The organism is Streptomyces sp. NPDC107559 (genome assembly GCF_055657365.1).
This window is the reverse complement of the sequence record NZ_JBVKBD010000027.1, coordinates 78,836-93,074: the sequence shown is the minus strand read 5'-3', so window position 1 is coordinate 93,074 and position 14,239 is coordinate 78,836. Positions and strand designations below refer to the sequence as shown.

Sequence of the window (14,239 nt, the reverse complement as noted above, 5' to 3'; positions counted from 1 at the left end):
CGAGGCCCTCCCCCACAACCACCGCACGACGCTCCAGCACCGCACGCGACGCCGCCAACGAGAACCCCACGTCCCCCGGCCGAACCCCAGCACCCTCAACGCCCACAGCGTCCTCAGCGTCCTCAGCGTCCAGGAAGGACAGCAGTCGGCCCGCCTGCTCCCGCAGCGCCGCGTCGCTCTTCGCCGACAGCACCCACGGGACCGGGCCCGCGGCGGGCGCGCCGCAGGCGGGCTCATCGCTCGTCGCGGCCTGCTCGACGATGACGTGCGCGTTGGTGCCGCTGATCCCGAAGGAGGACACCGCTGCCCGGCGGGGCCCGGCGGCCGCGGGCCATGGCACCGTCTCGGTCAGCAGTCGTACGCCGCTCGCCGACCAGTCCACGTGCGGCGTCGGCTCGTCCACGTGCAAGGTCTGCGGGAGCACGCCGTGCCGCATCGCCATCACCATCTTGATCACACCGGCCACGCCCGCCGCGGCCTGCGTGTGGCCGATGTTCGACTTCAACGAGCCCAGCCACAGCGGCCGGTCGCCGTCCCGTCCCTGGCCGTAGGCGGCGATGAGGGCTTCCGCCTCGATCGGGTCGCCGAGCCGCGTACCCGTGCCGTGTGCCTCCACCGCGTCGACGTCCGAGGGCGCGAGTGCGGCGGCCGCCAGGGCCTGGCGGATGACCCGCTGCTGGGAGGGGCCGCTCGGTGCCGTGAGTCCGTTCGACGCGCCGTCCTGGTTGACCGCGCTGCCCCGTACGACGGCCAGCACCCGGTGACCGTTACGCCGGGCGTCGGACAGCCGCTCCACCAGCAGCATGCCCGCGCCCTCGGCCCAGCCCGTACCGTCGGCACCGGCCGCGAACGCCTTGCACCGGCCGTCCGCCGACAGGCCGCGCTGGCGGCTGAACTCCACGAACATGCCGGGCGTGGACATCACGGTGACGCCGCCGGCCAGCGCCATCGTGCACTCGCCGTTCCGCAGCGACTGGACGGCCAGGTGCAGCGCCACCAGCGAGGACGAGCAGGCCGTGTCCACGGTGATCGCCGGGCCTTCGAGGCCGAACGAGTAGGCCACGCGGCCCGAGGCGACGCTGGTCGTCGTGCCGGTGAGCAGGTAGCCCTCGATGCCGCCGACCGGCTGGTGCAGCCGGGGGCCGTAGTCCTGTGCCGTCGCGCCGATGAATACGCCCGTCCGGCTCCCGCGCAGCGTGGCCGGGTCGAGGCCGGCCCGTTCGAAGGCCTCCCACGCGGTCTCCAGGACAAGCCGCTGCTGTGGGTCGATCGCGGCGGCCTCGCGGGGGCTGATGCCGAAGAAGCCGGCGTCGAACCCGGCCGCGTCGTGCAGGAAGCCGCCGTGGCGTGTCGAGGACTTGCCGAACGTGCCGGGCTCCGGGTCGTAGAGCGCCTCGACGTCCCAGCCGCGGTCCGCCGGGAATCCGGAGATGGCGTCGCCGCCTGAGGCGACCAGCCGCCACAGGTCCTCGGGGGAGCTCACCCCGCCGGGCAGACGGCAGCTCATGGCCACGACGGCGATGGGCTCGTCGGGGTCGGCGAACGTCGCGGACGCGGGGGCCGCCGTGTCCTCGCCGCCCAGGGACCGGGCGGCGAGGTGGCGGGCGAGCGCGGCAGGGGTCGGGTGGTCGAACAGCAGCCCGCTGGGCAGGCGCAGGCCGGTGGCCTCGCCCAGCCGGTCGCGCAGTTCCACCGAGCTGAGCGAGTCGAAGCCGAGGTCCTTGAACGTCCACTCGGTCTCGACCTGGCGGGCTTCGGCGTGGCCCAGGACGGCGGCGACGTGCGCGCGGACCAGGTCGAGCACGACTTCGTCGCGCTCTGACTCGGGCAATCCGGCCAGCCGGCGCCCCAGGCCTCCCACAGGCGCGCTGCCGGTCTCGGCGATGACGGCGGCGTCCGGCCGCGGAGTCGCCGGAGGCCGGCCGGTGGCGGCGACGGCGTCCAGCCGCGGAGTCACAGCAGGCCGGTCGGTGGTGGCGACGGACGACGTGGTGTCGCCGTCCAGCCAGTACCGCTGCCGTTCGAACGCGTAGGTGGGGAGCGCGACCTTACGGCGTGCGCCTCGCCCGCCGCCGAACAGGGCGTTCCAGTCCGGCTCCATGCCGTGGACGTGCAGCGAGGCGATCGCCGCCAGCAGCGCCTGCGCCTCGGGGCGACGGGCGCGCAGGGCGGGGACGAGCAGGGACTCGCAGGCGGCACCGGAGCGGGCCATGGAAGTGAGCACTCCGCCGGGACCGAGCTCCAGGTACGTGCGGACGCCCTGCTCGTCGAGGCGGGCGACGCCGTCGCCGAAGCGGACCGCGTCGCGCACGTGGCGGACCCAGTACGCGGCCGTGCAGCCTTCGTACCCCGAGAGCTCCTCGGACAGCCGGCCCGTCACGTTGGAGACGATCGGGATGCGCGGGGCGTGGAAGGTCAGCCCCTCGGCCACGTCGCGGAACTCCGCCAGCATGGGCTCCATGTGCGGGGAGTGGAAGGCGTGGCTGACCCGCAGCCGGCTGGTCCTGCGGCCCAGGGCGGCGAAGGCGTCGGCGATCTCGGTGGCGAGGTCCTCGTCGCCGGAGACGACGACGGAGTCCGGGCCGTTCAGAGCGGCGATGCTCACCCGGTCCGTGCGGTCGCCGATGCGGGCGCGGACCTCGTCCTCGGCTGCCTCGACGGCGATCATGGCGCCGCCGGCGGGCAGCGCCTGCATCAGGCGGCCGCGCGCGGCCACGAGGGCGCAGGCGTCGGCGAGCGAGAGGACGCCGGCCACGTGCGCGGCGGCGAGTTCGCCGATGGAGTGGCCCATCAGCACGCCGGGAGTGATGCCCCAGCTCTCCAGCAGCCGGAACAGGGCGACTTCGAAGGCGAACAGCGCGGTCTGCGTGTAGAGGGTCCGGTCGAGTTCGGCCGCTTCCTCCATGCCTTCGAGGGCGAACATGACCTCACGCAGCGGTCGCGGCAGCAAGGGGTCGAGGTGTGCGCACACCTCGCCCAGCGCGGTGGCGAACACCGGGAAGGCAGCGGCCAGTTCGCGGCCCATGCCGGCTCGCTGGCTGCCCTGGCCCGAGAAGAGGAAGGCGAGTTCGCCGCGCGGGCCGGTGCGGCCCGTGGTCAGTGCGGCGTCGATGCCGCCGGTGGACAGCTCGCGCAGGGCGCGCAGGACGTCGTCGCGGTCCTCGCCGACGACGACGGCCCGGTGTTCGAATGCGGTGCGGCCGTTGGCCAGCGACCAGCCGACGTCGGGCAGGGCGAGACCGGGGTGCGCCTCGGCGTGTGCGAGCAGGGCGGCGGCCTGGTCGCGCAGCCCGGATGCGGTCTTGGCGGACAGCGGCCAGGCGGTCGGCACCGCGCTCGTACCCGCCTCCGCAGCCGCGCCCTCCGCGGTATCCGCAGTCCCCGCGGTCGCCGCGGTCCCCGCGGTCGCCGCGGTCGCCGCGGTCGCCGCGGTCGCCGCGGTCGCCGCGGTCGCCGCGGTCGCCCGATATTCCGCCAGCACGATGTGGCAGTTGGTGCCGCCCATGCCGAACGAGCTGACGCCGGCGAGCAGCGGGCGGTCCTCCTGGTCCTCCCACGACGTGTGCTCGGTCTGCACCCTCAAGTTCAACCGGTTCAGGGGGATCGCCGGGTTCGGCGCCTCGAAGTTGAGGCTGGCGGGCAGTTCGCGGTGGCTGAGCGACAGGGCGGCCTTCAGCAGGCCGGTGATGCCGGCGGCACCCTCCAGGTGGCCGACGTTGGTCTTGGCCGAGCCGACCCGCAGCGGGCGGCCGGGCTCGCGTCCCGCGCCGAGCACCGCGCCGAGCGCGGCCGCCTCGACGGGGTCGCCGACCTTGGTTCCGGTGCCGTGCAACTCCACGTAGCCGACGTGGGCGGGGTCGATCCCGGCCCGCTCGTAGGCGAGACGCAGCACCTGTTCCTGCCCCGCCTGCAACGGCACGGTCAGCCCGTCGCCGCCACCGTCGTTGTTGACCGCGCTGCCGCGGATCACGCAGTAGACGGGGTCGCCGTCCGCGACGGCCCGGGCGAGGGGTTTGAGCACGACGATGCCGCCGCCCTCACCACGGACGTAGCCGTTGGCACGGGCGTCGAAGGTGAAGCAGCGGCCGTCGGGTGACAGGCCGCCGAACTTGGCGGCGCCCAGGGTGCTCTCGGGGACGATGTTGAGGTTCACACCGCCCGCGAGTGCGATCGTCGATTCGCCCTTGCGCAGGCTCTCGCAGGCGAGGTGGACCGAGACCAGGGAGGAGGACTGGCCGGAGTCCACGGTCAGACTGGGGCCGTTGAGCCCGAGGAAGTACGAGACACGGTTGGCGATGATGCTGCGGTGCAGGCCGGTGACGGTGTGCGGGGAGATGGCGGTGAGCCCGGAGCGGTGGTGCAAGGTCGCGTAGTCGTCCCAGATGGCGCCGACGAACACCCCGGTCCGGGTGGAGCGCAGCGTCCCGGCACGCACGTGCGCGTCCTCCAGCGCTTCCCAGGCCAGCTCCAGCACAAGCCGCTGCTGCGGGTCCATGGCGGCGGCCTCTTTGGGCGAGATTCCGAAGAACCCGGCGTCGAAGTAGCCGATGCGGTCGAGGAATCCGCCCCGCCGGATGTCGGTCCTGCCGGCTGCGGACGGGTCGGCGTCACCCACCGCGGCCACGTCCCACCGGTCCGGGGGAACGTCGGTGATCGCGTCCGCGCCCTCGCTGAGCAGCCGCCAGAAGGCGGCTGGGTCGGCGGCCCCCGGCAGTCGGCACGCCAGGCCGATCACGGCTATGCCATCGGCCGAATCCGCCGAAGCCGAACCGACCCGATTCCCCGTTCCGTTGAGCTCGGACTCGACCATATTGCGCTCCCCCACCCACACAGAGAATGAAAAGGCACCGCACCGTGCCGGCCATGGAACAGGCGATCGGCTCGACCAGTTCGACCAGTTCGACCAGTTCGACCGGGCGACAACAAGTTGCGATGTGGCCCTAGTTTCGGCCTCGCAGTCGCGTTACGCCGCTGCAGCGGATCAGTCTTAGGGGAATCCCCAATGGTCGACGTGCACGGGCATTGACAGCCGGGGATGTCTAAGGAGAACCCTAGGGACAGTCGTGGGAGAATTGCGGCTTGTGCAACCTCCCCCGATTCTCATCCGACGGTGAGGCTCCACGTATTTCATGGCGCATCTGCAAGCAAGCCGGAATCACTCGGCGCAGTCTTTTCCTCAGGAGCGTCGCGGTGGGGGTGGGGTCAGCGGGCGAAGACCGTGCTGGCCAAGGCGACATGGGCAGCTGTGCCGCCGAGGATGCTGAGCAGGGCGTTGCGGCGCCACAGGTGCAGGCCGATGGTGACGGCCAGGGCCGCGAGGGGGGCCAAGGCGCGTGACTGCGTCACGGGCAGGTCGCGCAGGCAGTAGACGACGAGGATCACCATGACACCGGCGGGCATGCGGGTGCTGAGGAACCGGACGGTCGCGCTGGCGCGCAGCGAGGCAAGGGCGGCGAAGGGCAAGGCGCGCAGGGCCCAGGTGACGGCGGCACTGACGAGGATGGCGGCGACGGCGTAGAAGGTCTCAGGCACGGCTCGGCCTCCTGCCGGTGACGAGACGGCGGGCCAGGAGCCCGGCGGTGAACAGGGTGAAGGCGGCCAGAAGCATCTGGCCCGGGAAGAGCAGCCGGGCGGCCACGGCGCTGGACAGGGCGAGCGCGGGGGTGGGCAGATCCCCGCGCAGGTCCTTGAGCGATTCGAGAGCCAGCACGGTGAACAGGGCGGTCAGGGCAAAGTCCAGGCCGGTCACGCCGTCCGGGATGAGGGAGCCGAGAAGGGCGCCGGCGGTCGCACTTCCGACCCAGTACGCGTGCATGAAAACCTGGAGCCACAGGATGCGCCGGCCGGACCAGGAGCGGGCCTCGGACCCGGCGGTCAGGGCATAGGCCTCGTCACTGAGCGCGAAGGTGCCGTACGCCTTGCCGGGGCGGCCGGACACTCGGTGCAGGGGGAAGGACAGGGCGTAGAAGACGTGCCGGACGTTCACCATGAAGGCCGTTCCGGCGATCGCGGCCAGCGGGGCGGCGGCGGTGACCATGCCGATGAGCAGGAACTCGAACGACCCGCCGTAGACCAACGCGGCGGAAAGGCCCGCCCACCACCAGTGGAGACCGGCCTGGGTGACGAGGGCCCCGAAGGCGAGACCGAGCGGAACGAATCCCAGGCCCACGGAGGCGGAGTCGCGCAGGGCGGCTCGGGCCTGGGACGGAACCCGAGGAGGAGTGATGGCGGGCCGAGACCGGCCGCCGGCATCGGTATCGGCATCGACTGAACTTGTGCGCATGGAGAAATTTTAAAATAAATCGCACCTCATATGGTTTCCAATTGAGGCCCTATGATCAGGCCATGGGCAATGAAGTGAGCATGGATGCATTGGATCGAGAAATTTTGTTTCACTTGCAGCAGGACGGACGGCTGACCAACGTCGAACTGGCCAAGCGCGTCGGCCTGACCCCGCCGCCCTGCCTGCGCCGGGTCAAGCGATTGGAAGAGGCCGGCGTCATCACCGGGTACCGGGCCGTCCTCGATCCCGAGGCCATGAGCCGCGGGCTGGAGGTCCTCGTCGACGTCGAGATCTACGCCCAGGACCGCAGGAGCTTCGAGGAGTTCGAGGACACCGTGGCCTCCTATGACGAAGTCATCGAGTTCCGCCGCATGTACGGCCGCCCCGACTACTTCCTTCGCGTCGCCGTGGCGGACCACGCCGCCTACGAAGCCTTCCTCACCGGCAAGATCAGCTGCCTGCCCGCCGTCCTGCGCCTCGAATCCCACCTCACCATGAAGAAGATCAAGACGAACGGCTGAACTCGGAAGCGGGGGCGGGAAGGGACGGTAAGGGCACCCGGCCATGCCCGTCGTCTCCCCTCCCTCGCGGTGCAGGGAGAACCGACCCGGGCAGGCGACGGAGCCCATGGGTGCACCATGTGCAACGCTTCTTGCCCTGCCCCCGCAGGAGTCTGTTTCCGCCTCCACCTTCAAGTGGGGGTGTCCAAGGAGGAACCCGATGGGCGAGAGTGGGCGTGCAGCGAGCCGGACGGCGGTACTGGTCTGCCAGGGTCGGGCAGCGGCGGACGGAAGAGCCTCGGTCGGCCGGTTCACGGATCCCCTGGCGATACGGCTGCTGCGGGACGCGGAACGTGTGCCCGTGGCGGAGGTACGCGCGAACACCGCGCCGCAGGGCTGGCAGGCGCGCGTCGCGTTCGAGAGTGTGCGGGCATGCGCCGAGGTGGTCGTGCCGCGGACGGTGGCGATCGACGAGGCACTGCGCACTCACGTCACCGGCCAGCTCGTGATCCTCGGCGCCGGTCTGGACACCCGCGCGTGGCGTCTGCCCGAGCTGGCCGAGACCGATGTGTGGGAGGTCGACCATCCGGCCTCCCAGCAGGACAAGCGTGACCGTCTCGCCGAGGCCGTCAACGTGCCGCACAGCACGGACGTGAGCGGCAGGATCGCCGTCGAGCTGCCGGTGACCGCCCGCTGCGTACGCTTCACTCCGGTCGATTTCGCCGTCGACGATCTCGGTGCGGCGTTGGATGCCGCAGGACACGACCCGTCGAAACCGACGACGTGGCTGTGGGAGGGCGTCGTCCCGTACCTCGCGCGCGGCGAGGTACACGCCACGGTGGCCGCGCTCGCCGCCCGTACGGCCCCAGGCAGTGCCGTCGTCGTCAACTATCAGGCACCGTCGGCGCGAGCGACCGTAGGGCGGCTCCTGGCGCGTGTACTCGGCAGCAGCGTGACGTCGGGCGAGCCGTGGCGTTCGCTGTGGACACCGCGGCAGATGGCCGCACTGCTGGCGGGCAACGGGCTGCGGGTGGTGTCGGACGACGATCTGCTCACCCTTGCACACACCCTCGACAGCCCGGCGCTCGGACGGACATCGCTGCGGTCCGGACACGTCGCCGTCGCAGTCAGCCACTGACGTACGACGGCGAGGACACGGTGACACGGCCCCGGAGTCGGTCACGCCCTGCGTGCCCTTGATTCTGATCGCCGGGCGTCCACTACTTGCTGCCGAACCCGGCGTAGTACTACTGGCCCGGCACCCCGATCAGCGATGGCGAGATCGGCTGGTGGCAGTGCCCCGTGCTGCTCAGGATGCGCGACGGAGAGCAGGTCAGCGGCACGGTCGCCGTACTCCCGGAGACCTTCACGGCGCTGCCCTCGACTCTGCCCCGGCGGCAACAGCCTTGCTCTCTAGGCGCGCTTCACCGAGCGCATCGCCCTCATCGTCAAGTTCCTCGCCGTAGTGCCAGTGCCAGCGGCTCCAGGGGATGTCCCAGGTGGGGTTCTCGGCGCTGGGGCGGCGGATGACGGGCAACGGGCGAGGGGCTGTTTCGATGAGGTGGATCAGTGTCCAGCCGACGCCGTAGCAGTCGTCGGGTCCGAAGCAAGTGGCCAGCGCGTGGGCTTCCTCGGTGGTGACGGGTTTGGTGATCGCCATCAGCTGCTGACAACGCCTGTCGATCTCTTCTTCGGTGGACTCCCAGTCGGGCAGTGGGCCGTCGGCGACGAAGATCTGGACTTCGGTTCTCATGCACGTTCCCGTCGCTCAGCCTTCGATGGCACGAACTTCGTGTCGATCAACCTTCGAGCTTCAGCCAGAACTTCGGCGTCGACCTCTGCCGGTGTCCTGTCGCCGTACTCGAGGATGTCGTACTCGTCATCCAGGTTGGCGAGCCGTTCGGCCAAGGGCAGGTCGTGCCCGAAGCGCGAGTGGATCCGGAAAGTCAGCTCGCGTGGCGTCAACTCGCCGGCCAGCATTCGGGCGGCAAGCGCTCGTGCGACGGCTTCCTGTCCGGCAAGACTGCCAACCGGGTAAAAGGTGAGGCCCAGTTCGTCGAGTGCCGGGGGAAGGAGATCGGGGACGTCGTAATCCGCCTCCGCGCGTGTGCACGCGGCCAGCATCCGCAGGGCGGGACCGTCGAGGCCGGCGACGAGCGCATCACAGGCGCCGGTGACGACCTCGGTTGCACGGATCTCGCCCATGCTCCAAAGGGCGGCATGGTCCTGTGGGGCGAGTGCTGCTGCTTCGGTCGACATCACTCGTCCATGATCCCCTTCATGGTGCGTCGCGGTCGAGCCGGTTTCATCGAAGATGCTGTTCAGCGGCCGTGCCGACAGAGCGCGTGCGGAGTCCTCGTAGCGCATCGCGGTGTTCGGCCACCGGTTGGCCTGCTCCTGCCGGTTGGTGACGATCGGGCCGAACAGCACCGCGATGGTCAGGCCCGGCACGAGAACACTGACCGGCACGCGCGTCGCCATACGTCTACTCGTTCTTGCGCTTACAACGACCCACACGATGGGCCGAGTTGTCAGCGTGCGATCGGCAGCAGGGAGCTTGAGGAACGAGCCGAAGCCCAACTCCTCCCTGAGGCAATCCCACTGAATGCTGAATGTGGACTACGCACAGGATCGGGCACAGCCGCTCTGCCATGCGCTTCAGAATGCGATTCTGCCACGCACGAGTGACAATGGTGGAGCGCAACGGCCGCTTCCGTAATATAGTCCAGCGGAATTCCCGATCGGCAACGCTTCACAGGCTCAATCGTTGACCTTCCGAAGGCGACACCAAGCCGAGAACGTTTGCCCATCATATTCTCTCGGAATTCGATCCTGCGAGGGTGAAGAAAGATGGACCTGAAGCTCGAAGCCATTGTGCTCCCTGTCTCCGACGTCGATCGCGCCAAGAACTTCTACGAGACAGCGGGGTTTCGAATGGACGTTGACAATACGTTCAGTGACGACTACCGCTTGGTGCACCTCACACCCCCCGGTTCCGCATGCTCGATCCTCTTCGGCAAGGGCATGATCGACGCTGCTCCCGGCTCGGCCCAGGGCCTGTATCTCATTGTCACGGATGTCGAGCAGGCGCGTGCAGAGCTCGTCAGCCGCGGCATCAAGGTCAGTGACGTGTTCCACGACGCCGGGGGGATCCTTCACCACGGCCACGAGGGCGGAGATGCTGTGCATCGGGGCGCCGGACAGGAACGGCTCGCGGGCCCAGACCCGGAGCGGACGTCCTACGCCTCCTACGCCACCTTCAGCGACCCCGACGGAAACGGGTGGGTGCTCCAGGAGATTACGCAGCGGCAGCCCGGCCGGTAATTGATGACGGAGCCGCCACATAGGAACGTCCGCACAGGGACGTATCGTCACGCTCGGCCGGCGGCGGCGGTCTCCGCCTGGTAGCACGGGTCGCAAGTGATCCGCCGGGCCTCCGGCGCCCCAGGCGATGCGGGCGAGCCCGGAATCGGTTCGCAGGTGGCGTGCGCATGCCTGCCACAGATGCCGGCCCCGCACCGCGCGCATGCGGCCGCGGCTACGACCGGGCTTGCCGGAACGGTCGAAGCGCGACTTTCGAGAAAGCAGTCGTAGCAGTGCATGGCGACCGGCCTCTCTGGGAATCGGAGCTCGCTATCGACATAGTAAACTCACTTCGCATAATGCGCACCTGTATGCGCACCCACGCTCAATTCGGACCGCCATATCGCCGCTGCCGACTCTTTCAGAAATTCGTTTGGAAATGCCAGCCAGCGAGACGCCACTAATAACGCGCCGCCAATAATTCCCGTCCGGGGGGCAAGCGCCTACACAGTGAGCATTTTCCAACCTGGGTGAGCTGGCATGTGTGCCGCCAGGAGCTGGTGGCTGACGGTTACCCGTTCGCAGTGACGCCGGTGGCGTGGTCGCTCCAGGCATACGGAACGTCCATCTCGGTGACGGCTTGGGAAGTGCATGGCATCATGCACGGGGTGATCGCTGAACGGGGGCTGCGATGTCGGGTGGCATTCTGATGGGATATCTCCCCTCTTTGGCCTTTCTGGGTTTCGCTGTGGTAGGCAACTGGGCGCGTTGCACTTTGAAGCGGCGTGGTGTGCGCACGCAGGGGCGACTGGGCGGGGACAGTTGGGGGGCTGGGATCCTGTCGGTGGACGTCATCTACCGAGACCACGAGGGGGAGCGGCACTACGTGACCGTAGCTCCCGAGTATCTACCCGGCGGAGGGAGCTCGTCCGTCGTCGAGGTTGTTTACGATCCCCGGAATCCCGAGAGGGCGATGTCGGCGGGCGAGTTTGAGCGGCCCGCCTGGAGGACCATCGAGGGCGGGTTTTTCTTCATCGCGGTCGGCGTTGCCCTGCCTTATACGGTTCTCCTGCTCTTGGGGTGAGGGGACAGCCCCTAACCGGTCAGTGAGCCCTTTCTAGCCTTGTGCACTGGCTGGGTAGTTGGCCTGACAGACGGGTGAAGCTCCTGGTAGATGGGTTTTCGACCAAGAGAACCGTCTCCACCAGAGGCTTCGCATGCTTGTCCACTCGTCCGGCGTCGACGTGTCCAGCTCCGCCCTCCGCTTCCTCGCCGCCCGTCTGCGGGAACGTCGGCGCGCCCTCGGCACCCGATGGCGGCGCCTGAGCGCCGGCCAGCAGGCCCTGCTCGCCCTCGCCCACCTCCGCAACGGACAGCCCTATGCCCAGCTCGCGGCCGGTTTCGGGGTCGGCACCACGACCGTCTACCGGTATGTCACCGAGGTCGTCGAGCTCCTGGCCGCCCTCGCCCCCACGCTCGCCGAAGCCGTACGGGCCGCGTCGATGAAGGCGTATCTGATCCTGGACGGAACGCTGCTGCCAATCGACCGGATCGCCGCCGACCGCCCCTTCTGCTCGGGCAAACACAAGAAGCACGGCATGAATGTGCAGGTCATCGCCGACCCGAAGGGTCGTCTTCTGTGGGCTTCCCCGGCCCTGGCCGGCGCCGTCCATGGCGTCCGGGCCGCACGCGAGCACGGCATCATCGACGCTCTCGCCCAGGCCGGCATCACCTGCTGGGCGGACAAGGGCTACCAGGGCGCGGGCGACACGGTCCGCCTCCCGTACCGCGGCCGATGGGACGGCCTCTCCACCGGTCAGCAGGCTGTCAACCGGTCCCACGCGAAGGTCCGGGCGCTCGTCGAACAAGCCATCGCCACCCTCAAGTCCTGGCGGCTCCTGCGCAAACTCCGCTGCTCGACGACCAGGATCACGAGCCTTGTCCAAGCTGTCCTCACCCTCCATCTCGCAAGCTCAGACTGAGGATGGAAAAGGCTCAGTGGCACCGGCTATCACTGGCCGCCCTCTGTCCGTCGCAGTACCGGGTCCGGCACGGCCAGTGCGGTGAGCGCGTCGACAAGCTCCTCCAGGTCGGCCCCCAATGGCGTGTCGCAGTCCCAGACGGCCTCGTAGGCAAGCTCAACCGGGGACCCGGCCTGCAGGAGGGGGCGGCAACTCGCGTGCTCGTAGGCGATTTTGGAGCGGGGCAAGAGGGCCGCGCCCAGGCCGAGGGCCGCCCACTCGTCCACAGCCCGGAAGCTGGCGGCTTCTCCGGGGTAGGTGCGCAATGTCAGGTTGTTGTCATGGAAGAGGTCCGTGGTGAAGGTGGTCAGGCCACAGGTGCGCGGACCGAGGATGTAGGCCGCGTCCGCCACTTCCTTCAGCTCGACCGGACCGTCATCTGCCGAGGATGCGGTGTCGACGACCACCACCGGTTCATGCGCGATCACGCGATGCCGGAACCTGGGCAGACCAGGTACGGCGGGGACAAGAATGATGTCCAGAAGGCCCGCCTGCAGGTCGTTGGTCAGGGGTTCGTGGTCTGCTTCGCGGAGGATCAGGTCGCTCGGACGCTGGAGTGTGCGTGCCGCCTGGTACGCCCGTCCCACCAGTTCGGCGCCGATCAGGGGCGACACGCCCATGCGGATGGGTTCGGTGACCGGTCGGGCCAGCCGCTGGGTCTCGGCGAGGAGGGCGTCGAAGGCATCGAGGACGCCGTCGATCAGCGGCAGAATCTGCTCTCCGTACGGCGTGGGCTTGACCCCTCGCGGCGAGCGGTCGAAGAGCTTGACGCCGAACTCCTCCTCCAGCCGCGCAACGCCGTTGGACAGAGATGGCTGCGTCACGCCGTAGGCCCGCGCGGCTGCGCTGAAGGAGTTCGTGCGGGACACGGCTTGGGCGTAGCGCAACGTCTCGATGTTCACGACTGCGGTTCTCTCCTTAAGACATAGGCACCCGCTATATCCGTATTCGCCCTGATCCTCTACCGCCCCCACAGCGGCCGCCCTACAGTCGAGGCATCCCGATGCAGAGGGACGGACCGGCGCCGTGAGGTTCCGGACCAGAGGCCCGAGCCGGTGCCTTCCGTGAGGATCGACAGCTCGACGACCCTGACTCTTTGCTTGCATTCCGCAAGCAAGGAGTTCACCCCGCACCCAGGAGAGGCGTCCGCCGCTCCCCGTGCGGGACTACACCTACACAGTCCCTTTTATCCATACATCTTACAATTCGCGGATCCTGCGGGATTTGCGGTGCACCTGAGGAGCGTCACAGCATGTCCAGCAGCACTCTCGACTTCACCGGACGCAAGGTCGTCGTCATCGGCGGTACCAGCGGCATGGGGCTGGCTTCCGCCCGCCGTGTGCTCGAAGGCGGCGGCACCGCCGTCGTGACCGGCCGGAGCCAGAACAGCGCAGACAAGGCGGCCGCCGAGCTGGCCGAATACGGCAAGGCCATCGGTCTCGCCGCCGACCTGTTCGACCGTGCCGCCGTGGATCGTCTGCGCGATGAACTGACGGAGCAGCACTCCGACGCGACCCTGCTCGTCAACGCAGCCGGCGTCTTCCAGCCCAAGTCGTTCCTGGACCACAGCCAGGATGACTACGACCGATACCAGGCGATCACCCGCGCCTTCTACTTCATCACCCAGAGCATCACCGGCAACATGATTGCCCGCGGCAACAAGGGTGCCGTGGTCAACATCGGCGGCATGCTGGCGCACCAGGCCATGGCCGCGACCCCGTCCTCGGCGTATTCGGTGGCCAAGGCGGGCCTGCATTCCCTGACTCAGCACCTTGCCATGGAGCTGGCGCCGCACGGGATCCGGGTCAACACTGTGGCCCCCGCGGTGGTGCGCACGTCCATCTACGAGGCGTTCATCCCGAAGGACGAGATCGACTCCACGCTCGACGGGTTCAACAGCTTCCACCCCCTCGGGCGGGTCGGAACCCCTGACGATGTCGCTCCCACCGTGGCCTTCCTGCTGTCCGACCAGGCGGACTGGATCACCGGTGCCACCTGGGACGTCGACGGCGGCGTCAGGGCCGGACGCAACATCTACTGACGGGCGATCGTCCGCCGGCTCCCCCCCCTCCTCCCCCACCACCACACACACCCACCGGCCATGGGACCCGCACGTCCTCGCACGGCCGAGA

Annotated in this window: 12 protein-coding genes; 6 read left to right on the top strand and 6 right to left on the bottom strand. The window is 69.0% G+C overall.

Translation table 11 applies throughout. The features are described 5' to 3' along the window. The 3 genes from ACZ7OY_RS41365 to ACZ7OY_RS41355 form a co-directional block, all read right to left on the bottom strand. On the bottom strand, positions 1 to 4,810 hold a 4,810-nt coding region (locus ACZ7OY_RS41365; RefSeq protein ID WP_472250680.1), incomplete at its 3' end, for a beta-ketoacyl synthase N-terminal-like domain-containing protein. 392 nt (positions 4,811 to 5,202) lie between these two features. Next, positions 5,203 to 5,532 (bottom strand): branched-chain amino acid transporter permease, encoded by a 330-nt coding sequence (locus ACZ7OY_RS41360; protein WP_472250679.1) that lies wholly within the window; start codon positions 5,530 to 5,532, stop codon positions 5,203 to 5,205. Continuing rightward, positions 5,525 to 6,169 (bottom strand): AzlC family ABC transporter permease, encoded by a 645-nt coding sequence (locus ACZ7OY_RS41355; protein ID WP_472250684.1) that lies wholly within the window; start codon positions 6,167 to 6,169, stop codon positions 5,525 to 5,527. The genes ACZ7OY_RS41360 and ACZ7OY_RS41355 overlap by 8 nt, the downstream gene beginning before the upstream one ends. Before the next feature lie 176 nt (positions 6,170 to 6,345). Here ACZ7OY_RS41355 and ACZ7OY_RS41350 point away from each other — a divergent pair, with 176 nt between their 5' ends. Both ACZ7OY_RS41350 and ACZ7OY_RS41345 read left to right on the top strand, forming a co-directional pair. Next, positions 6,346 to 6,804: an Lrp/AsnC family transcriptional regulator gene (locus ACZ7OY_RS41350; RefSeq protein ID WP_472250678.1), complete on the top strand. Its 459-nt coding sequence runs from the start codon at positions 6,346 to 6,348 to the stop codon at positions 6,802 to 6,804. A 199-nt stretch (positions 6,805 to 7,003) separates the two neighbouring features. Then, the gene (locus ACZ7OY_RS41345; protein WP_472250677.1) at positions 7,004 to 7,921 is read left to right on the top strand and encodes a class I SAM-dependent methyltransferase; all 918 of its coding nucleotides are present in this window, start codon (positions 7,004 to 7,006) and stop codon (positions 7,919 to 7,921) included. 228 nt (positions 7,922 to 8,149) lie between these two features. Here the strand turns inward: ACZ7OY_RS41345 and ACZ7OY_RS41340 are convergent, their stop codons facing one another. After that, the gene (locus ACZ7OY_RS41340; RefSeq protein ID WP_472250676.1) at positions 8,150 to 8,536 is read right to left on the bottom strand and encodes a hypothetical protein; all 387 of its coding nucleotides are present in this window, start codon (positions 8,534 to 8,536) and stop codon (positions 8,150 to 8,152) included. Beyond that, the gene (locus ACZ7OY_RS41335) at positions 8,533 to 9,264 is read right to left on the bottom strand and encodes a hypothetical protein (RefSeq protein ID WP_472250675.1); all 732 of its coding nucleotides are present in this window, start codon (positions 9,262 to 9,264) and stop codon (positions 8,533 to 8,535) included. Before ACZ7OY_RS41335 ends, ACZ7OY_RS41340 begins: the two co-directional genes overlap by 4 nt. Positions 9,265 to 9,633: 369 nt before the next feature. On the opposite strand from ACZ7OY_RS41335, the gene ACZ7OY_RS41330 reads away from it, so the two are divergent. From ACZ7OY_RS41330 to ACZ7OY_RS41320, 3 genes are all read left to right on the top strand, one after another. After that, complete coding sequence (locus ACZ7OY_RS41330; protein WP_472250674.1) at positions 9,634 to 10,107, top strand: VOC family protein; 474 nt, start codon at positions 9,634 to 9,636, stop codon at positions 10,105 to 10,107. Between the two features lie 823 nt (positions 10,108 to 10,930). Continuing rightward, entirely contained in the window at positions 10,931 to 11,170 is a 240-nt protein-coding gene (locus tag ACZ7OY_RS41325) for a hypothetical protein (RefSeq protein WP_472250673.1), read from the top strand. Between the two features lie 133 nt (positions 11,171 to 11,303). Then, positions 11,304 to 12,068, top strand: coding sequence for an IS5 family transposase (locus ACZ7OY_RS41320; protein WP_472250672.1), 765 nt, complete (start codon positions 11,304 to 11,306; stop codon positions 12,066 to 12,068). A 29-nt stretch (positions 12,069 to 12,097) separates the two neighbouring features. Here the strand turns inward: ACZ7OY_RS41320 and ACZ7OY_RS41315 are convergent, their stop codons facing one another. Next, positions 12,098 to 13,009 (bottom strand): LysR family transcriptional regulator, encoded by a 912-nt coding sequence (locus ACZ7OY_RS41315; RefSeq protein WP_472250671.1) that lies wholly within the window; start codon positions 13,007 to 13,009, stop codon positions 12,098 to 12,100. 350 nt (positions 13,010 to 13,359) lie between these two features. Here ACZ7OY_RS41315 and ACZ7OY_RS41310 point away from each other — a divergent pair, with 350 nt between their 5' ends. Next, positions 13,360 to 14,148, top strand: a complete 789-nt coding sequence (locus ACZ7OY_RS41310; protein ID WP_472250670.1) for an SDR family NAD(P)-dependent oxidoreductase — start codon at positions 13,360 to 13,362, stop codon at positions 14,146 to 14,148. Positions 14,149 to 14,239: the final 91 nt, after the last annotated feature.

What these genes read in the sequence shown, in the direction of transcription:
- ACZ7OY_RS41330 (WP_472250674.1), top strand. Translation starts at nt 9,634, where the DNA reads ATGGACCTGAAGCTCGAAGCCATTGTGCTCCCTGTCTCCGACGTCGAT.
- ACZ7OY_RS41350 (WP_472250678.1), top strand. Translation starts at nt 6,346, where the DNA reads ATGGGCAATGAAGTGAGCATGGATGCATTGGATCGAGAAATTTTGTTT.
- ACZ7OY_RS41320 (WP_472250672.1), top strand. Translation starts at nt 11,304, where the DNA reads ATGCTTGTCCACTCGTCCGGCGTCGACGTGTCCAGCTCCGCCCTCCGC.
- ACZ7OY_RS41340 (WP_472250676.1), bottom strand. Translation starts at nt 8,536, where the DNA reads ATGAGAACCGAAGTCCAGATCTTCGTCGCCGACGGCCCACTGCCCGAC.
- ACZ7OY_RS41335 (WP_472250675.1), bottom strand. Translation starts at nt 9,264, where the DNA reads ATGGCGACGCGCGTGCCGGTCAGTGTTCTCGTGCCGGGCCTGACCATC.
- ACZ7OY_RS41345 (WP_472250677.1), top strand. Translation starts at nt 7,004, where the DNA reads ATGGGCGAGAGTGGGCGTGCAGCGAGCCGGACGGCGGTACTGGTCTGC.
- ACZ7OY_RS41310 (WP_472250670.1), top strand. Translation starts at nt 13,360, where the DNA reads ATGTCCAGCAGCACTCTCGACTTCACCGGACGCAAGGTCGTCGTCATC.